This window comes from Bacillus sp. NP247, from assembly GCF_018966865.1.
GTDB lineage: Bacteria > Bacillota > Bacilli > Bacillales > Bacillaceae_G > Bacillus_A.
In genome coordinates, this window is sequence record NZ_CP076653.1 from 1,845,037 (window position 1) to 1,862,722 (window position 17,686).

The 17,686-nt window shown below is 34.7% G+C and carries 23 protein-coding genes and 1 pseudogene; 8 read left to right on the forward strand and 16 right to left on the reverse strand.

The window, feature by feature from the left end; all coding sequences use genetic code 11:
* Window positions 1–58: 58 nt before the first annotated feature.
* The gene (locus KPL75_RS09675; RefSeq protein ID WP_000201581.1) at window positions 59–1,372 is read right to left on the reverse strand and encodes a DRTGG domain-containing protein; all 1,314 of its coding nucleotides are present in this window, start codon (window positions 1,370–1,372) and stop codon (window positions 59–61) included.
* A 244-nt stretch (window positions 1,373–1,616) separates the two neighbouring features.
* On the opposite strand from KPL75_RS09675, the gene KPL75_RS09680 reads away from it, so the two are divergent.
* On the forward strand, window positions 1,617–1,778 hold the full coding sequence (locus KPL75_RS09680; protein WP_002145419.1) for a hypothetical protein: 162 nt from the start codon (window positions 1,617–1,619) through the stop codon (window positions 1,776–1,778).
* Window positions 1,779–1,818: 40 nt separating this feature from the next.
* Here KPL75_RS09680 and KPL75_RS09685 read toward each other — a convergent pair whose 3' ends face one another.
* The gene (locus KPL75_RS09685; protein ID WP_219921089.1) at window positions 1,819–2,502 is read right to left on the reverse strand and encodes a metal-dependent hydrolase; all 684 of its coding nucleotides are present in this window, start codon (window positions 2,500–2,502) and stop codon (window positions 1,819–1,821) included.
* A gap of 150 nt (window positions 2,503–2,652) precedes the next feature.
* Between KPL75_RS09685 and pepQ the strand changes: the two genes are divergently transcribed.
* On the forward strand, window positions 2,653–3,750 hold the full coding sequence (pepQ, locus tag KPL75_RS09690) for a Xaa-Pro dipeptidase (protein WP_070145095.1): 1,098 nt from the start codon (window positions 2,653–2,655) through the stop codon (window positions 3,748–3,750).
* Between the two features lie 37 nt (window positions 3,751–3,787).
* Here the strand turns inward: pepQ and KPL75_RS09695 are convergent, their stop codons facing one another.
* Window positions 3,788–4,162, reverse strand: coding sequence for a hypothetical protein (locus KPL75_RS09695; protein WP_375141020.1), 375 nt, complete (start codon window positions 4,160–4,162; stop codon window positions 3,788–3,790).
* A gap of 94 nt (window positions 4,163–4,256) precedes the next feature.
* Between KPL75_RS09695 and KPL75_RS09700 the strand changes: the two genes are divergently transcribed.
* Window positions 4,257–5,084: a DUF2785 domain-containing protein gene (locus KPL75_RS09700; protein ID WP_219920498.1), complete on the forward strand. Its 828-nt coding sequence runs from the start codon at window positions 4,257–4,259 to the stop codon at window positions 5,082–5,084.
* A 13-nt stretch (window positions 5,085–5,097) separates the two neighbouring features.
* Here the strand turns inward: KPL75_RS09700 and KPL75_RS09705 are convergent, their stop codons facing one another.
* The 9 genes and pseudogenes from KPL75_RS09705 to KPL75_RS09745 all read right to left on the reverse strand — a co-directional run bounded on the left by KPL75_RS09705 (window position 5,098) and on the right by KPL75_RS09745 (window position 10,506).
* Window positions 5,098–5,304 (reverse strand): hypothetical protein, encoded by a 207-nt coding sequence (locus KPL75_RS09705; RefSeq protein ID WP_219920499.1) that lies wholly within the window; start codon window positions 5,302–5,304, stop codon window positions 5,098–5,100.
* A 62-nt stretch (window positions 5,305–5,366) separates the two neighbouring features.
* A pseudogene (locus KPL75_RS09710) lies at window positions 5,367–5,719 on the reverse strand (anti sigma factor C-terminal domain-containing protein); the annotation flags it as partial.
* A gap of 181 nt (window positions 5,720–5,900) precedes the next feature.
* Complete coding sequence (locus KPL75_RS09715; protein ID WP_219920500.1) at window positions 5,901–6,356, reverse strand: GNAT family N-acetyltransferase; 456 nt, start codon at window positions 6,354–6,356, stop codon at window positions 5,901–5,903.
* Window positions 6,357–6,427: 71 nt separating this feature from the next.
* Window positions 6,428–6,772, reverse strand: a complete 345-nt coding sequence (locus KPL75_RS09720) for a DUF6176 family protein (protein WP_219920501.1) — start codon at window positions 6,770–6,772, stop codon at window positions 6,428–6,430.
* Between the two features lie 2 nt (window positions 6,773–6,774).
* Window positions 6,775–7,569, reverse strand: a complete 795-nt coding sequence (locus KPL75_RS09725; RefSeq protein WP_219920502.1) for a GNAT family N-acetyltransferase — start codon at window positions 7,567–7,569, stop codon at window positions 6,775–6,777.
* A complete protein-coding gene (locus KPL75_RS09730) occupies window positions 7,566–7,898 on the reverse strand; it encodes a cupin domain-containing protein (protein WP_219920503.1) in 333 nt (110 codons plus the stop codon). The genes KPL75_RS09725 and KPL75_RS09730 overlap by 4 nt, the downstream gene beginning before the upstream one ends.
* 152 nt (window positions 7,899–8,050) lie before the next feature.
* The gene (locus KPL75_RS09735) at window positions 8,051–8,260 is read right to left on the reverse strand and encodes a hypothetical protein (RefSeq protein WP_219920504.1); all 210 of its coding nucleotides are present in this window, start codon (window positions 8,258–8,260) and stop codon (window positions 8,051–8,053) included.
* A 107-nt stretch (window positions 8,261–8,367) separates the two neighbouring features.
* A complete protein-coding gene (gene ald, locus KPL75_RS09740; RefSeq protein ID WP_219920505.1) occupies window positions 8,368–9,501 on the reverse strand; it encodes an alanine dehydrogenase in 1,134 nt (377 codons plus the stop codon).
* Window positions 9,502–9,714: 213 nt separating this feature from the next.
* Entirely contained in the window at window positions 9,715–10,506 is a 792-nt protein-coding gene (locus KPL75_RS09745) for an SDR family oxidoreductase (protein WP_219921090.1), read from the reverse strand.
* Between the two features lie 147 nt (window positions 10,507–10,653).
* On the opposite strand from KPL75_RS09745, the gene KPL75_RS09750 reads away from it, so the two are divergent.
* Window positions 10,654–11,112: a universal stress protein gene (locus KPL75_RS09750; protein ID WP_219920506.1), complete on the forward strand. Its 459-nt coding sequence runs from the start codon at window positions 10,654–10,656 to the stop codon at window positions 11,110–11,112.
* A gap of 44 nt (window positions 11,113–11,156) precedes the next feature.
* Here the strand turns inward: KPL75_RS09750 and KPL75_RS09755 are convergent, their stop codons facing one another.
* On the reverse strand, window positions 11,157–11,861 hold the full coding sequence (locus tag KPL75_RS09755) for a hypothetical protein (protein ID WP_219920507.1): 705 nt from the start codon (window positions 11,859–11,861) through the stop codon (window positions 11,157–11,159).
* Window positions 11,862–11,955: 94 nt separating this feature from the next.
* Here KPL75_RS09755 and KPL75_RS09760 point away from each other — a divergent pair, with 94 nt between their 5' ends.
* Together KPL75_RS09760 and KPL75_RS09765 are read left to right on the forward strand one after the other, a co-directional pair.
* Entirely contained in the window at window positions 11,956–12,135 is a 180-nt protein-coding gene (locus KPL75_RS09760; RefSeq protein WP_070145106.1) for a ProA domain protein, read from the forward strand.
* Between the two features lie 101 nt (window positions 12,136–12,236).
* On the forward strand, window positions 12,237–12,803 hold the full coding sequence (locus tag KPL75_RS09765) for a DinB family protein (protein WP_219920508.1): 567 nt from the start codon (window positions 12,237–12,239) through the stop codon (window positions 12,801–12,803).
* 58 nt (window positions 12,804–12,861) lie between these two features.
* Here KPL75_RS09765 and argH read toward each other — a convergent pair whose 3' ends face one another.
* Both argH and KPL75_RS09775 read right to left on the reverse strand, forming a co-directional pair.
* Window positions 12,862–14,250 (reverse strand): argininosuccinate lyase, encoded by a 1,389-nt coding sequence (gene argH, locus KPL75_RS09770; protein WP_219920509.1) that lies wholly within the window; start codon window positions 14,248–14,250, stop codon window positions 12,862–12,864.
* Window positions 14,247–15,452: an argininosuccinate synthase gene (locus KPL75_RS09775; RefSeq protein WP_219920510.1), complete on the reverse strand. Its 1,206-nt coding sequence runs from the start codon at window positions 15,450–15,452 to the stop codon at window positions 14,247–14,249. The genes argH and KPL75_RS09775 overlap by 4 nt, the downstream gene beginning before the upstream one ends.
* Before the next feature lie 166 nt (window positions 15,453–15,618).
* Here KPL75_RS09775 and KPL75_RS09780 point away from each other — a divergent pair, with 166 nt between their 5' ends.
* On the forward strand, window positions 15,619–15,936 hold the full coding sequence (locus KPL75_RS09780; protein ID WP_219920511.1) for a radical SAM protein: 318 nt from the start codon (window positions 15,619–15,621) through the stop codon (window positions 15,934–15,936).
* A 28-nt stretch (window positions 15,937–15,964) separates the two neighbouring features.
* On the opposite strand, the gene KPL75_RS09785 is transcribed toward KPL75_RS09780, so the two are convergent.
* The gene (locus tag KPL75_RS09785) at window positions 15,965–16,159 is read right to left on the reverse strand and encodes a hypothetical protein (RefSeq protein ID WP_219920512.1); all 195 of its coding nucleotides are present in this window, start codon (window positions 16,157–16,159) and stop codon (window positions 15,965–15,967) included.
* An 836-nt stretch (window positions 16,160–16,995) separates the two neighbouring features.
* Here KPL75_RS09785 and KPL75_RS09790 point away from each other — a divergent pair.
* Window positions 16,996–17,658: a YitT family protein gene (locus tag KPL75_RS09790; protein ID WP_219920513.1), complete on the forward strand. Its 663-nt coding sequence runs from the start codon at window positions 16,996–16,998 to the stop codon at window positions 17,656–17,658.
* The last annotated feature ends 28 nt before the right edge of the window (window positions 17,659–17,686 follow it).

A 17,686-nucleotide genomic window follows, 5' to 3' on the forward strand; every position in this document is an offset into this window, starting at 1 on the left:
TCAAAACCCACTAAAACAAAAAAAGATGGAACAAATCAAAGCGATTTGTTCCATCTTTTTATTTATCGATCAGTTGCACCATTAACAATGCTTTCCCGACAACATTACCTTCATGATGCACTTCTACATCAACCTTACCAAATTTACGGCCAATTTCTAATACTTTCGGATGAACCGATACAACATTATCAATTTGAACCGGTTTTACAAAATAAATTGTTAAGTTCTCAACAATTGAATCGCTCTTCTTCTGCGCACGAATAACACGGTTTGTTGCTTCCGTCACAATTGTTGTGAATACACCGTAAGATAACGTCCCGATTGAATTCGTCATTTGTGGTGTCACTGAAAATTGATATAAATGCTCATTTTTTGCTTCTTTCGGCGTCATAAATTGATTCGTTACAATGTCATCAATCGTTTCACCAACTTGTGGTTGACGCTGAATCATCTGCAAGGCCTGAAGTACATCTTGACGACTAATGATACCTTGCAATTTATTTCCATCCTCCACAACAGGAAGTAATTCAATACCTTCCCACACCATCATACGTGCTGCAGCTGCGACAGACATTTTTCCATTTACCGTAATAGGGTGTTTCGTCATCACTTTATCAATCGGTGTATCTTTCGCAACACCAATCATATCTTTCGAAGTTACGATACCTAACACCTTTTTATTTTCATCCACAATTGGATAGCGTCCATGCATCGTCTCTTCATTGTACTCATGCCATTTCTGCACTATGTCACTAGGCTTTAAATATAGTGTTTCTTCAATTGGTGTTAAAATATCTTCAACTAGTACAATTTCTTTCTTAATAAGTTGATCATAAATTGCACGGTTAATTAACGTTGCGACCGTAAATGTATCATAACTACTCGAAATAATTGGCAATTTTAATTCATCTGCTAACTTTTTCACATGCTCTTCTGTATCAAATCCACCTGTAATTAATACAGCAGCCCCTGTTTCTAATGCTAATTGATGTGCGTTCGTACGGTTACCGATAATAAGTAAGTTCCCCGCTTCTGTATAGCGCATCATCGCTTCTAATTTCATAGCCCCAATAACGAATTTATTTAATGTTTTATGTAGTCCTTCTCTGCCCCCAAGTACTTGACCATCGACAATGTTAACGACTTCTGCATATGTCAGTTTTTCGATATTCTCTTTCTTCTTTTGTTCAATTCGAATTGTTCCGACACGTTCAATTGTACTAACATACCCCTTATTTTCTGCGTCTTTAATTGCACGGTAAGCTGTCCCTTCACTTACACTTAAATCTTTCGCAATTTGCCGCACAGAAATTTTATGCCCTACTGGCAGGCTATTAATATGTTCTAAAATTTGATTATGTTTGGTAGCCAAATGGTTTCACCATACTTTCTTTTCCCTAAATTCTTCATGTGTTGTATTCTCAGTATACTATATTTTCAAAACTGTTACACTCTCTCTATATATATCTGTACTATTTTTTTTATAACAAAATAACCCTTACATTCCACCAGTCACTCTATTACAACAATGTAATGCTGTTGTCATCTCGTTCGATAGTTTGTCCACTCGATTCCATATACAGTTAAGACAAGAAATGAAACAAAGGAGCGAATACATGATGAAAAAAATTTTAGAGGTTGTAGGTGCTGTATTTTTAGCTTTCGTAGATGGAAAAAAAGTTGCAATGGAGTTGAATGAAACACCCGAACAGCCACGTACAAAAAGAGAAGAATCACCTAAACAAATACAGACTTTAAAAACTGTACTACACACATAAAAAACCCTTCACTTGTCGTTTCAAATGAAGGGTTTCTCTTTTATAGTGTAATACTTTCTCCAGCTTCTAATACTTTCCCTGTACAATTTTGTAGCTTTTCCACAAATTGATATGGATCTTGTTCAATAACTGGGAACGTATTGTAATGCATCGGTACAACCGTTTTCGCACCAATCCATTTTGCTGCTAACACAGCATCTTCTGGCCCCATTGTGAAATTATCACCAATTGGTAAAAATGCTACATCAATATTATTAAGTTCTCCAATTAACTTCATATCAGAGAATAAAGCTGTATCTCCTGCATGATATACCGTTTTCTCTTCTGCTGTAAACAAAATACCAGCTGGCATACCTGTATATGTAATCGTCTTATTTTCTTCATCAATATAACTAGAGCCGTGGAAAGCTTGTGTAAATTTCACTTTTCCAAAGTCAAATTCATGCGAACCTCCAATATGCATTGGATGTGTATTTACACCTTGCCAACTTAAAAATGTCGCTAATTCAAATGGCGCTACAACAACCGCATTATTTTTCTTTGCTAACGCTACTGTATCGCCGACATGATCACCGTGTCCGTGCGATAAAATAATCGCATCAACTTTTACATCTTCAGCCTTTAAATCTGTTTTCGGATTTCCTGTTAAAAATGGATCAATTAAAATAACTTTTCCATTCGTTTCAATCTTTACAACTGAATGCCCGTGATAAGATACTTTCATCATTACATTCCTCCCCCTATTCACATTCTCACTTTTTATTCTACATGATTTCTTAATTCCCTGTCTTTTCTAACATCGATTTACTTGTCATAACGCTTTCATCCGATGTAAAGTTATATCTGTAATTAAATATCTCGGGGGTGCCAATCGATGAATGCTAGATTAGAAAATTTAATGCAATGGCTAAAAGAAAAAAACGTAGAAGCTGCGTTCTTAACTTCTACACCAAACGTTTTCTACATGACGAACTTCCACTGCGAACCACATGAAAGACTACTTGGTATGTTTGTATTCCAAGAAAAAGAACCTATTTTAATTTGTCCTAAAATGGAAGAAGGCCAAGCACGTAACGCTGGCTGGGCACATGAAATTATCGGATTTACTGATACTGACAGACCATGGGATATGATCGCAAAAGCAATTAAAGATCGTGGTATTGATGCAAATGCAGTTGCAATTGAAAAAGAACATTTAAACGTAGAACGTTACGAAGAATTAACAAAATTATTCCCAAATGCAGCTTTCAAATCAGCTGAAGAGAAAGTTCGTGAGCTTCGCTTAATTAAAGATGAAAAAGAACTTTCTATTTTACGTGAAGCAGCTAAAATGGCAGATTATGCTGTTGAAGTTGGTGTAAATGCAATTAAAGAAAATCGCAGCGAACTAGAAGTATTAGCAATTATTGAGCATGAATTGAAAACAAAAGGCATCCATAAAATGTCATTCGATACGATGGTATTAGCAGGTGCAAACTCTGCTCTTCCACACGGTATTCCGGGTGCAAATAAAATGAAACGCGGCGATTTCGTACTATTTGATTTAGGTGTAATCATTGAAGGTTATTGCTCTGACATTACACGTACAGTAGCATTTGGTGATATTTCTGAAGAACAAACTCGCATTTACAACACTGTACTTGCTGGACAACTACAAGCAGTTGAAGCATGTAAACCAGGTGTTACATTTGGTGCAATTGACAACGCTGCTCGCTCTGTTATCGCAGATGCAGGTTACGGAGACTTCTTCCCACACCGCCTTGGTCACGGACTTGGAATTAGCGTACACGAATACCCAGATGTAAAAGAAGGCAACGAGTCTCTATTAAGAGAAGGTATGGTCTTCACAATCGAACCAGGTATTTACGTACCAAACGTAGGCGGCGTTCGTATTGAAGATGATATTTACATCACAAAAGACGGATCAGAAATCTTAACGAAGTTCCCGAAAGAATTACAATTTGTGAAATAAGAAAAAGGCAGCGTGATTGCTGCCTTTTTCTATTTCTCTATTTTCGCCTTAAAACCATCTTCTCCTCATACTTATCATCCCATTTAATCACAACCTCTATCGGTTCATCTTTAGATAGGGGTGCGCAACTTACACAAGAAGACTTCATTTCAATCCTTGCTCCTTTATGAACTTCTGAAGTTTGCGTCATTGCACTAAAGGTTTCATTAATAGCAATCTCTAAATTTTTAAATTCTGTATTTCCATCTCCGCCTTTATATTGAAACGTAAACATGCCATCTTCACTGTCATCCTTAATATGGCCTTTATATTGACCCTTCCAACTTTTACTCTCGCTAGAAAAAGTAACATATGAAATTGAACAACTTCCTAAAAAGAAAATACTAATGAAAAAAAATAATGCTCTCTTCACCATGCCCCTCCATTCAAATGCACTTATTTATTGTCTATTTCTTCCTCTTATTATATTATAAAAATACAGAATTTTCTAAAATAGAAGGGTTTATATGTTACAACAACAGTTAGAAGAAATTCGTAATAATGATTACATAATCAACAGCACACTTCATATTGATTCATTAAGTTCAAGTATGCTTCAACATATCGGTGTTACTGATAGCTATTTAAGAGACAAACTCATTTACTCTACTTTTTACCATCTAATCAAGAAGGACTATATTTCACACACTCACTTACAGAAACTATTATCAGAAAGCATCAGTGAAAACTATTTATTCTATAAAATTCATGCAGATGACGCTAACGCTGTATTTACCCGTGCATTTACAACATTATTAATCGCACTCATTATCGATGCTGATACAAAACATAATTTCTTATCACAGGCTGATATTTTAAATGTGAAAGATAAATTAATTCTATATATGAACAAAGAACAGGATTTCCGTGGGTATGTGCAAGACCACGGCTGGGCACATAGTATCGCTCATGCTTCCGATACATTTGAAGCGCTTGTTAATAATCCTAAACTGGAAACTTCACATTACGAAGAAATACTACAAACTTTATTAAACAAAGTTTGTGTCCATTCCATTTATTACAAATATGAAGAAGATGAGCGTATTGTTTATCCGATTGTCGCAATGCTACAAAATGGCTTAGAGGAAAAAGCACTCATATTAGCCCTTCATAATTTAATAGCTCAATTACAAGTTCAAAAACCGACACTACATATTGACTCGTACGAATTTCTATACGGAAATATAAAATCTTTCTTACGTAGTTTATTTTTCAGATTACGTACAATGTCTATATGTAAAGAAACTGAATGCGAAATTGAAAAATTACTGCAGGGGCTTCGCCAATATTATTAAAAAAGAAGGCCACTCAAAAAGTGCCTTCTTCTATTTCACTAATATTAATTTGAAATTTCACGATCCAAACTGAGAAAAGGTGGACAAGAAGCGCAAACGCCATACATGCTCCGCTTAAAAAAGTTAATATAGGATGCGAATACACATGCCCTAATCCATAAGATGCTCCTACGAAAAACATTGTTATGTAAATATAAATTGCTCCATGTATTTGCCTCATATAAGCCTCCTTTTCCCATATTATAACATAATTTTCTGATTATTCACATTAATTAATTGTAATCAATATTTCTCAACTGTTACGCCTCTTACAGCCGCCTTAATATATGGTGCTCCTTGTAAACCTTGTAAATTCTCTGTTTTTCCTGTTACGACTACACCGTATATTGGTAGGTCTTTTGGTTTGATGTTTTTTATTTCTTTATAATATTGTTCAAAATAATCACTTGGTATACCTTCACTATTTTTTTGCTAAAGACTTCATTTGGTACAGAAACTCTTTTGAGTTTATTGTTAAATCATTTTTCACACCTTCTTTTACTTTTGCATAACTCCCTTCAAATCAAAAAAAACTTTATAACCATTTCAGCATTTAATTTTGTGCCACTTCTAGGATTTTTTAACTCTATATAAGCACTAAAGCTTTATACAACGTATCTTACACAATACCTTCTACTTTTCCCAAAAAATTTTCATAATAAAAAGCACATCTATTTTAATGTGCTTCTCACATATATTTTAATTTTTCAACATACAAATCAATTTTTTCGAAATAAAAACTTCCACTCATTTAAAAGATATATTCTCATAATATCTTTATGATTTAGTTGTCATAATAATTGAACGTGGATAAAATCCCAGCTTTTGATAAAACGATACAGCTTCATTTCCGTACACTACTATTAATTCAATGTCATCTACTTGCTTTTCTTTAAACCATTCCACTGCACTATTCATTAATTTCAAACCGAATCCGTTTCTTCGATATTTTTCATCAACAAATAAAACTTCAATCTTCCCACTTACGCTTTTACTATACGCTATACAAAGGCCTAATATATTATCTGTTTCTGACTCAATCAATAGTTCAATTCTATATTCTCCGTACTTTGAATTTTTTTTATAATCTTCAATACGTTCCTCAAATGTCATTCTTGGATAATCACCAGAAAAATATTTTGATTTACTGTTATGATATTCATGCAATTTATCTAATGAGTCTCTGATTATCTCTATTTCATCGAGAGTGATATATTTATGACTAATTCGCATCTTACAGCATCTCCAATAATATATATTTCACCAAAAAAGAGGATGGTTTATCTTTACAAAATACTACTCTATTATTTCATCGCTTCTTTCACAACATCTTGAATCATAACGACTTCCGTCTTCAGATCGACAGCCGGTGCTTTTTCATCAATACATTCATACCAAAACTCTAAATGTTTTTTATCAATTTCATGATGAGAGTTTTCGACAAGGGTACCGCATTCTCCTTGCACAGAATACCAATATAAGTACTCTTCTTCCTTTCTTATTTCCCGGAAAATTGTCTCTACATACATCTTTTCGTCGTTTAATGTCAAAAGCACTTCTTTCATATTGTCATTAAGAAGCTGCATCCATTCATCTACACGATGGCTTTTACCTGGCTTGACTTTGAATCTTGTTAATTCTACATTCATTTTTATTCCCCCATTTTCTTGCGGACAAATAAATCATATTCTACTGGATTATGAAAACTTAATTTACTAGCTAACTTTTTCGAAGGTATATTATCTGTATTACAATCCCAGCACGGTGTAATATCATTTTGTATACAATGTTCAATGAAACGTGTTGCGACAGCTTGAGCTAATCCTTTTCCTTGATGCGCTTCATGTGTTGCAATATCAATTTCAGCAAATCTATTCCCGTTAAATATTGAGACGCATTCAGCTACAATCATCCCATCTTGTTCTATACAAAATCCAAAGCCACCATTTAAAAATGCTTCTTTTGATCCCCAATACTCTTTGTAATAGTCCTCTGTAAATTCATTGCTTCGTTCTATATCACTTTTATCAATACGTTTAATTTCATATGTATTTTTGTTTAATTCTATTTTTCTATCTTCAAAAACTTCTCTTTGAAATTGAAATGTCATTCGTGGGATTTTCCGAAATGCATTACTAAAGCACTCTTCAATCATCATTTCCCACTCTTCACTCGAAGTGAACAGTGTAAATCGTTTCTCTGTTTTTTCAATAGCTGTTTTTATATACGAAAATAAATCTTCGTTATAACTTTGGTCTCGAGTGTCACCAAACAAATAATAAATACCATTAGTGGTGACGATTAGTCCTGCTGTTAACTTCTCGTTTATAAAAATCTCACCATTTATATTTTGATTACAAACTGCATACGCAAAAGTTGTTGTTCGGTGGTTCCCTTCTAAAAGAGGAATTACTTTATCGTATTCTTCAATCTGTAACCTTCTCATACGCCCTCCACAATTACTGTATCCGCCTCTACATTTTCAAAACAAAGATTTACCGTTCTCTCCAATGCTCTCGTCCTATGAATTGTACCTGCTGAAATTAAAATAGAATCATTCGGCTTTAAAACTGCTGTCTCTCTATCTTGAAAATCGATAAGTAATTCTCCCTCTAACACAATGAATAATTCATCCGAATTAGAATGGTAGTGCCAATCATATTCACCAGTAAATACAGCAATTCGTAAGCAATGACTATTTACATTTGAAACGACAAAGTTTTTATGTTGGTCTTTAATATCTTTTGTTAAATCTATTAAATTTATCTTTTCCATAGAATCCCCCTCTTTACACCCCTTTATATACTTATCTTTAAATTAGCATAAGAGGTATTTTACTAACAAGAAAAAAATCCCATATAAAAAACTCAAATAAAAAATGACCTCCAATCTCTCCTAACTATAAGAGAAATTAAAGATCATCTTTTCTATTTTATCGGAAATGCACTATCTCCAGCAGAAAGTACACCTTCCATATAACCTTTTGCAAAATCTGGTAATCCAATGATAAGTACTGCGGTTACAATCCCAATACCAATTCCCCTTAATTTCAAATCATTCTTCTTTTTGCCTACAACCATTGTAATAATTCCTGCTATAAGCAAACTCGATGACAAAATTTCATAAATATACCCCATATTGCCCCTCCTATTTCCATCTTTATTTCTCTTTATTTATATTATACGATGTTTTTATCCCAAATAAAAGCCCTCCTAATAAAAGGAAGGCTCTACATATATTTCTATTATGATAAAGCAGGAGCTTTTTCAAGAAGCTCTTTCGCATCAGCATATTGTAAGCCGTGCGCTTCTGCAACTGCTTCGAATGTTACATATCCATCTAATGTGTTAATACCTTTTAATAATGCAGAGTTGCCTAGGCAAGCTTCTTTATAGCCTTTGTTAGCAATTTGTACTGCATATGGTACTGTTACGTTTGTTAATGCAAGAGTTGATGTACGTGGAACCGCACCTGGCATATTTGCAACTGCATAATGAACAACACCATGTTTTTCGTAAGTTGGATTATCATGAGTTGTAATACGGTCAGTTGTTTCGAAAATACCACCTTGGTCAATCGCAATATCTACAACGACAGAACCTGTTTCCATTGATTGAATCATTTCTTCTGTTACAAGTTTTGGCGCTTTTGCACCTGGGATTAATACTGCACCGATTACAAGATCAGATTCTCTTACAGCTTCTGCAATATTGTAAGGATTAGACATTAACGTTTTTACTTGGTTACCGAAAATGTCATCTAATTGACGAAGACGTTCTGCACTTAAGTCGATGATTGTTACATCTGCACCTAAACCTACTGCAATTTTCGCTGCGTTTGTACCAGCTTGACCACCGCCGATAATTGTTACTTTGCCGCGTTTAACCCCTGGAACACCTGCAAGTAAAATACCTTTACCGCCTTTGTTTTTCTCAAGGAATTGTGCACCGATTTGCGCAGACATACGACCTGCAACTTCACTCATAGGTGCAAGTAATGGTAAAGAACGATTTTCTAGTTGCACTGTTTCATATGCAATTGATACCACTTTGTTATCAATTAATGCTTTTGTTAATTCTGGCTCTGGAGCTAAGTGTAAGTATGTGAATAAAATTAAACCTTCGCGGAAATAACCGTATTCACTTTCAACTGGCTCTTTTACCTTCATAACCATATCTTGATTCCATGCTTCTTCAGCAGTTTCAACAAGTTTCGCACCAGCTTGTACGTATTCTTCATCTGTAAAGCCTGATCCTACACCTGATCCTTTTTGAACAAAAACTTCATGACCATTTTGTACTAAATGTACAGCTCCCGCTGGCGTCATTGCCACACGGTTTTCATTGTTTTTAATTTCTGTTGGAATACCGATACGCATTATTAGTTCCCCCTTGAGTTATGAAATGACCCCTGAATCATTTTTTAAAGCGCTTTCTACACTCTTATATTCTAACATAATATCTCAATATTTGACAAAAAATAATACAAGTTTTCCGATAGATTTAATCTTACATTAAAGGACAGTATTATCCGTACTTCTCAGTATAAAGGATAAACTGTCCAATTATTCGAAACTTCATTTTATTTAATTCTATCGATGTCTATGAATAACATCAACAGCGCCTGTTACTTCAATAATCGTACCAGTAATCATATCAGAATCGTCCTCACATAAAAACGAAATGGTTCTTGCGATATCTTCGCCTGTTCCAGATCTACCAATTGGTGTGTTACTACCTTTCAGATTTCGCGCTTCTTCAATCGTTGCTTCTTTCATTTCACCAATTATATCACCAGGGCAAACCATATTCGCAGTAATACCATATTCCGCCTCTTCGTAAGCTACTGTTTTCGTTAATGAGACAAGTCCTACTTTCGCAGCCGCAAAGGCTGAACGATAAATCCATCCAGGTGCGCTATCTGCCCCTTGAAATCCATAGTTAATAATACGGCCAAATCGCTGGTTTCTCATAATCGGTACGACAAGTTTTAATAAATGAAACACCGCTGTTAAATTACCCTGGATCATTTCATTCCATTCGTCTTCTTCGTAATCGACTAATTTTTTCCTTTCAAATACGTAAGGACCAGCATTATTAATTAAAAAGTCAATTTTGCCAAAACGGCTCATCGCTTCTTCTACTATTTTATGTAAATCTTCCTTTTTCGTGACATCCGCTTGCACGAACTGTAGACGCTCTTCCATATTTTTATATGTTTCTTTCATTGTTTCCATAGCAGCTATATCGCTATGATACGTTACTGTTACTGAATATCCTTTAGCCAATAACTTTTCTGTTACTTTCTTTCCTAAACCTTTCGTACCGGCTGTAATGAGCGCATGTCTCACAAAACTGCCTCCTTTTAAATTGCTATACTTCATATGTAACAAGTTCTCGCCCCAATTACAACTAAAAAGAATCAAAACAGAGTTTTCAAAATTCTGTAACGTTTTAGCAAGCACATTACCAGAATTTGTTTTATAATTAAGTTGTAAACGGTTATAAAAATGAATTGGGAGGAATCTACTATGAACAATACATATACAAATATTTTAATTGCAGTGGACGGTTCCAAAGAAGCAGAAAAGGCATTTAGAAAAGCAATTCAAGTTGCAAAACGAAACAATGCAACATTAACAATTGCTCATATCGTTGATGTGAAAGCATATTCCGCAGTAGAGGCTTATAGCCGCGCAATTGCTGAACGTGCAAATTTATTTGCAGAAGACTTATTAGAAGACTACAAAAAGACTGCAATCGAAGCTGGTCTTGAGAAAGTAGAAACTGTATTAGAATTTGGTAATCCAAAATCTAAAATCTCAAAAGAAATTGCTCCAAACAATAAAGTAGATTTAATTATGTGTGGTGCAACTGGTTTAAATGCTGTAGAACGTTTCCTAATTGGTAGCGTCTCTGAACATATTATTCGCTATGCGAAATGCGATGTCCTTGTTGTTCGTGGTGATGAGGAGCAAGGTGATCTTTAATTTATAATAAAAAAAACACCAAGTCCACATGGGCTTGGTGTTTTTCATTTCACATATTTCACTACAAATACGAGACAAGCTAGAACAAGAATGACAACTGCAAACACATAAGGCGGAAGGAACTTCAAAGACCATAACGCCATCATTAACGTCGCAACCGTTAAGTACGTTTGCTTTGCATCTTCTGTCATTTTTTTGCGAAGTAAAAAAACATACAAATAACCAATTGGCGGCGTAATAAAACAAAGAACATATATGATTTTAGATTTTAAATACCATTTTTGTTCTCCGAGTTTCTGTATACCTTCTTCTATTCTCTTATGTTCTTGTTCTCTCGCTTCTTCTACAAGCGGATCTTCCTCTTCTCCTCGCTTTTCTTTCATATAAGGAAGAAAGTGCATGAAAAAATAACATGCAAATATAATTGCCCAAAATTCAATATCCAATCTTTCTAGTGGAATATGCTCACTAAAAAATGCAGCAGCAATCACTAAAGAAAAACAATACGTCATCATCCAAAATGAACGTTTTCTCTTTTTCCGTTCTATTTCTTTTTTATCTTTTACTTCTTGTACTTTCTTTTTTCTAGAAAGCCATACAGAAATACAGCAATCTAATACAAATAAAGTAAAGATAGATATTGCTATATGTATTGTTTTTACATTCGCAAATGAAAATATTGATGGGAATGCCACATGTAGCACAATTAATGTGTACAAAATTAACCCTATAAAATAAATACGTCTCATCTTCCATTCCTTTCTCATTTCCTAACATTACATTAACATACATTTTTTAGAAATAGACGGACAAAATATATGTGTTTAGAAAAGGAGGATTTATATGGGAGATCATGAACGTATTATTTTAGATGTCAACGAGCAAGAGATTGAAATGTTAAATACAATATGCTCACATTTTAAAGAAAAACATGGCGTTGAGCTAAGTCATGGTGCGCTGTTTCGAGATTTAATGGATATTGAGTATATTCGTATCACAGAAGATCGACATAAGTATGATTAATCAATGAAGCTTTAAGCCTAGAACATATTGCTCTAGGCTTAATTAAATCTATACGAAAAATGTTATAATTAGGAAAAAACAGGTATGGAGGATGCTCTACTATGAAATCTGAAAATATCTCAAAACATTTTCATACATTACATGTACAAAGAAATCAGTTTCTTCCCCATCTCCATTCACTATCACAAGAACAACTATGGTATAGGAAAGAGGACGAAAAATGGTCTATTGGGGAGCACTTTTATCACTTATATTTAATTACAAGGATGCTAAAAGTAGCGATTAAATTCTCTTTCACTCTTATCCCCTATGCCAAACTAAGAAGAAACACCCCATTCGCAACTGAAATTCATGACATTTATGCCGAATACAAGGAGAAGCATGGCAGAGGAATGAAAGCACCTTGGATTTTAATCCCTTCAAAAAAAATTTATGATTCTATGAATGTAACAAAATTAGAAGACTTACTTTCACGTGAAACAGATGAAATAAAAAAACTAGTTCAAAATATAGAAGAAAATATTGCAGGACATATCGTATTTTTAGATCCGATTGCTCACTATCCTAACCTTATTCAATCTATTCAACTTTTAGCGATTCATGAGAAGCATCATTTTATGATTATGAAGAATAATTATGAAATGATAGATACATACCTAAAAATCTAAATACAAAAAGGTAAGGTACTTTCTAAAAAGGCACCTTACCTTCTATATCATACATCATTTAACTTCCAACAAACTCTATAGTTAACCCCTTCGCCTTCTCCAAAGCTTTTTCAATTTGTTCAAACCCTGTCCCGCCTGCACTGTTACGACGCTTTACAGCTGCATATGGTGAAAGAACTTCATACAAATCTTCTTCAAATAATGAGCTCATTTCTTTATATGTTGCTAGTGGTACATCTAATAAATAAATTCCTTTTTGCGTACAATGCAGAACCAATTTCCCGACAATTTCATGAGCTTGACGGAATGGTAGTCCTTTGCTTGCCAAGTAGTCAGCAATTTCTGTTGCGTTAGAGAAATCTTGCGTTACAGCTTGCCCCATCTTTTCTTTGTTGACAGTCATCGTCTCTAACATGCCTGCCATAATATGAAGGCATCCTTCTACTGTTTTTACTGTATCAAACATTCCTTCTTTATCTTCTTGTAAGTCTTTATTGTAAGCGAGCGGTAATCCTTTCATTACTGTAAGTAAACTGAATAAATTACCGTACACTCTGCCTGTTTTACCGCGGATTAGTTCCGCCATATCTGGATTTTTCTTTTGCGGCATAATGCTGCTTCCCGTTGCGTATTGATCGCTCATTTCAATAAATTGAAACTCTTGGCTACTCCATAAAATAAGTTCTTCGCAAAAGCGTGATAAGTGCATCATGAGCATAGATGAGTTACTTAAGAACTCCAGTATGAAATCACGATCGCTTACCGCATCTAAACTATTTTCATAGATTCCATTAAATCCGAGAAGTTCCGCACTATATTCTCGGTCAATCGGGAATGTTGTCCCAGCTAAGGCCCCTGCTCCTAATGGTGAAATGTTAATGCGCTTTAATGAATCTTCATAACGATTCACATCGCGCTCTAACATCCAAAAGTAAGCAAGAATATGATGCGCAAATGATATAGGCTGCGCACGCTGCAAGTGCGTATAACCAGGCATAATAGTTTCTATGTTATTTTCCGCTTGATGAACAAGAACAGTTTGCAATTGTTTTGTAGCTTTTATAATATCTTCTACTTTTTCTTTTAAATACAAGTGCATATCTGTCGCTACTTGATCGTTACGGCTTCGGCCTGTATGAAGTTTCCCTCCTACTTCACCGATTCTTTCAATTAACATCTTTTCAATATTTAAATGAATATCTTCCGCTTCGACCGAGAAATTCAATTTATTTTGTTTCGCTTCCTCTAATAAATATTGAAGCCCTATCTTTATTTTCTCTGCTTCTTCTTTCGTAACGATGCCTTGCTTTGCTAACATCGTTACGTGTGCAATACTCCCTTTTATATCTTGGCTAACCAATTGCTTATCAAAGGAAATAGAAGCTCCGAATTCTTCTACCCATGCTTCTACTTCTTCTGTAAAACGTCCGCCCCAAAGTTTGCTCACGCTTCCACCTTCTTTTGATTCACTTGGCTGTATACTTTTGTAGGTAAACCGAATAATGAAATGAAACCAACTGCTGCATCATGATTAAATTCATCCTGGGCAGTATACGTTGCAAGCTTTTCATCATATAACGAGTACTCAGATTTACGTCCTTCTACAATCGCATGACCTTTAAATAATTTCACACGTACTGTACCTGTTACATTTTTTTGCGTTTCTTGTAAGAATGCATTGAGTGCTTGTTTTAAAGGTGAGAACCATAAACCGTTATAAATTAATTCTGTTAGTTTTTGCTCAATCATCGGTTTGAAATGAGCAACCTCTTTCACAAGTGTTAAATCTTCAAGTTCTTTATGCGCTGTTATTAATGTCATTGCCGCTGGACATTCGTACACTTCACGAGATTTAATACCGATAAGACGATTTTCTACATGATCAATACGTCCAACGCCATGTTTTCCAGCAAGTGCATTTAACGTTTTAATTAATTCTGAAAGTGAATATGCAGCGCCGTTTAAAGTCGTCGGTACTCCTGCTTCAAATCCGATTTCTACAAACTCTGGTTTATTCGGTGTATCTTCTAATGCCAATGTCATCTCGTATGCTTCTTCTGGCGGCGCTGCCCATGGATCTTCTAAAATTCCACATTCATTGCTGCGTCCCCATAAGTTTTGATCGATTGAAAACGGGCTATCTAAATTAATTGGAATCGGTATATCATTTTCTTTTGCATATGCAATCTCTTCTTCACGTGACCACTTCCATTCACGTACAGGCGCAATAACTTCTAAATATGGATTCAACGCTTGAATAGAAACTTCAAAACGAACTTGGTCATTCCCTTTCCCTGTACATCCATGTGCAACTGCGCTTGCACCTTCCTGCTCTGCAATTTCTACTAATTTTTTCGAAATAAGCGGACGAGATAATGCAGAGACAAGAGGATATTTCCCTTCATATAACGTATGAGCTTGCATCGCTATCAATGCATATTCATTCGCAAATTCTTCTTGAACATCAATCATATATGATTTAATTGCACCTACTGAAAGTGCTTTTTCTTTTACAAACGCTAAGTCTTTACCTTCCCCTAGATCTAAGCAAAGCGCGATAATATCATAATCTTTCTCTTGTAACCATTTAATTGCAACGGAAGTATCAAGACCTCCGGAATATGCTAATACAACTTTTTTCTTCTCCATTTTGCATCCCCCTAAAGAATAAATATTCACTATTTCTTATAATAATTCAAACTTTATCACCTTTCATAAAATGAATCAAGGGGAATTCATAATTTTTTTCAAACAATTTCGTCGAATTCCTTTCTTTTTTTATGTAAAATAGAGGCAGGAAAATGGAGGGCTGTCTATGGAAAAGTATTTTATATACAATGAACATCTAGGAATTGCAGTGCCGAACATACAAGAAGAATGGGAAGACATCTCTGAACAAACGCAGCACGCTATTTTATTAAAATGGGAGCAAATTCGTGGGAAAATACCTGATCGTATAAAAGAGCTTGAACATTACATTAATCAAAAACAACATCGTTTAAATAACGAAGAAAATTTTGAAATTTCCTGTAGGCTTAATTCTGAAATAGCTGATTTAGCCTCTATTATTAACGACCTTTGGCTTTGGTATCGCCTCACTCAAAACGTATCTGAGGGAAAAGCACACCAATGAAAAAAGCATGCCCCTCAATTAATTTGGGTCATGCTTTTTTGTCGTAACAAGCTTTGCAATATATTTCTTCCGCCGTTTTTGCTAAACATACATCAAACGGGCCTACTAATATACTTCTTTCTTTTGGCAACTTCACAAAAGCAACTAGCTCTTCTTCATATTCAATCTTTTTCTGACATGAAACGCATTTTAATTCTCTTCTTTTAAACATGTCTTTTAGCATATCTCCACTCTCCCTTTCATCTATCTATATTAATATAATATGTAAAAAATGACACATTGCAAAGTAAAGTATTCATATACTATGTACAAAAGGAGGCCTCAAAATGATGCAAGCTTTCATTATTGTCGCTTTAACATTTTTAAGTGTGATTAGCTGGGATGCATTTTTTAAAGATAAAAGTGACGAAAATAATACAACCGAATAAATCCCCATCTTTTCTTACTTATTGGACAAACTAAAAAAACTGTCCAATCTTACGGAATAGCTTAGGCTTTTCTACAAAAATATTTAAACATAACAATTTTTGTAGATTCCCTCCGGTTATTGTCGGTTTCCATCCGCATACATTTTTTGAAAGTATGATATAATAATATAAATCTTGAAGGAAGGGATTTTGATATCATGATCGCTCGAAGGAGCATGTGGCATCGTATTGACGAATCATACACGTAGCGTATTTTTCAGCTCAGATACTTTAGTCTAGCGAAAAAAATACGAGAGTGGGGAAATTATGATTGCCCGAAGGATAATTTGGCAAAAAAAAGACTCTTCTTACACATAGCGTTTTGTTTAGGACTTAATTGTTACTAGCTAAACAAAACAAAGAAGAGCAGGATTGCTAAATGAAGAATTCTACTCCACGTTTTGTTTAGTCGCTTTAAGACTTAAACTAAAACGAAGGTAGGGAGAATTGATGGACGAGAGGATTATTCGTTATTTCTTCAGCGACATATAGCGTAGTTAGTTTTTTCGTAAACTAACTGAAAGCTACATGTGAGCTCGTAGTTAGTTTACAACACCAAAAGGACTACTAACTACGGAAAGAAGGAATAACGATGAGGAACATCCAAAGTCGACAAATTATTAAAGAAGTTTTTATGGTTTTAATCGGTTCATTTATTTTAGCAGCAGCGCTATATCACATTCACTTCCAAAACCACTTAACAGAAGGTGGCTTTGTAGGTATTGCACTATTTATCCAAAATTTTTATGATATTTCACCATCTATTTCAACTGTAGTAATGGATATCCCTATTATTTTACTATGTGCTTCATTTTTAGGTAGAAAAATGGTTGGCTATTCATTCTTAGGTTCGATTTCATTCGGAGTATTTTATTCCCTTATGGAAAATTATTCTCCTTTTACGGTAGATTTATCAAATAATTTATTTGTAGCTGCAGTAGTTGGCGGTGCATTAGCTGGTATTGGACTCGGTTTTATATTGCGATTTGGCGGTGCAACCGGTGGAGACGATATTTTAACAATTATATTAAGTAAACGAACTCGTTTTACAATTGGGCAAATTTTCTTCGTCTTTGACGCGATTGTTCTTGCGCTTTCATTATATTATTTAAATTGGACGGAAATTGCTTTTACTATTCTTTCGATTGCCGTACAGGCAAAAACATTGGATTTAATTTACTATCCAAAAACAGAAAAGAAAGCAGCAAAGCAGCCCGTTTCTATTTCAATATCCAAAAAACATGCGACAAACTAAAAAGCGAAAGGCTTCGGCCTCTCGCTTT

Coding starts and splice junctions, on each gene's coding strand:
- KPL75_RS09720 (WP_219920501.1), bottom strand. CDS start 6,772: ATGAATGTAGAATTAACAAGATTCAAAGTCAAGCCAGGTAAAAGCCAT.
- KPL75_RS09705 (WP_219920499.1), bottom strand. CDS start 5,304: ATGAGGCAAATACATGGAGCAATTTATATTTACATAACAATGTTTTTC.
- KPL75_RS09775 (WP_219920510.1), bottom strand. CDS start 15,452: ATGGAGAAGAAAAAAGTTGTATTAGCATATTCCGGAGGTCTTGATACT.
- KPL75_RS09680 (WP_002145419.1), top strand. CDS start 1,617: ATGATGAAAAAAATTTTAGAGGTTGTAGGTGCTGTATTTTTAGCTTTC.
- KPL75_RS09790 (WP_219920513.1), top strand. CDS start 16,996: ATGAGGAACATCCAAAGTCGACAAATTATTAAAGAAGTTTTTATGGTT.
- KPL75_RS09715 (WP_219920500.1), bottom strand. CDS start 6,356: ATGCGAATTAGTCATAAATATATCACTCTCGATGAAATAGAGATAATC.
- KPL75_RS09755 (WP_219920507.1), bottom strand. CDS start 11,861: ATGAGACGTATTTATTTTATAGGGTTAATTTTGTACACATTAATTGTG.
- KPL75_RS09735 (WP_219920504.1), bottom strand. CDS start 8,260: ATGGGGTATATTTATGAAATTTTGTCATCGAGTTTGCTTATAGCAGGA.
- KPL75_RS09730 (WP_219920503.1), bottom strand. CDS start 7,898: ATGGAAAAGATAAATTTAATAGATTTAACAAAAGATATTAAAGACCAA.
- KPL75_RS09765 (WP_219920508.1), top strand. CDS start 12,237: ATGAAATCTGAAAATATCTCAAAACATTTTCATACATTACATGTACAA.
- KPL75_RS09685 (WP_219921089.1), bottom strand. CDS start 2,502: ATGAAAGTATCTTATCACGGGCATTCAGTTGTAAAGATTGAAACGAAT.
- KPL75_RS09745 (WP_219921090.1), bottom strand. CDS start 10,506: ATGAAGTATAGCAATTTAAAAGGAGGCAGTTTTGTGAGACATGCGCTC.
- KPL75_RS09785 (WP_219920512.1), bottom strand. CDS start 16,159: ATGCTAAAAGACATGTTTAAAAGAAGAGAATTAAAATGCGTTTCATGT.
- KPL75_RS09700 (WP_219920498.1), top strand. CDS start 4,257: ATGTTACAACAACAGTTAGAAGAAATTCGTAATAATGATTACATAATC.
- pepQ (WP_070145095.1), top strand. CDS start 2,653: ATGAATGCTAGATTAGAAAATTTAATGCAATGGCTAAAAGAAAAAAAC.
- KPL75_RS09725 (WP_219920502.1), bottom strand. CDS start 7,569: ATGAGAAGGTTACAGATTGAAGAATACGATAAAGTAATTCCTCTTTTA.
- KPL75_RS09760 (WP_070145106.1), top strand. CDS start 11,956: ATGGGAGATCATGAACGTATTATTTTAGATGTCAACGAGCAAGAGATT.
- ald (WP_219920505.1), bottom strand. CDS start 9,501: ATGCGTATCGGTATTCCAACAGAAATTAAAAACAATGAAAACCGTGTG.
- KPL75_RS09750 (WP_219920506.1), top strand. CDS start 10,654: ATGAACAATACATATACAAATATTTTAATTGCAGTGGACGGTTCCAAA.
- KPL75_RS09780 (WP_219920511.1), top strand. CDS start 15,619: ATGGAAAAGTATTTTATATACAATGAACATCTAGGAATTGCAGTGCCG.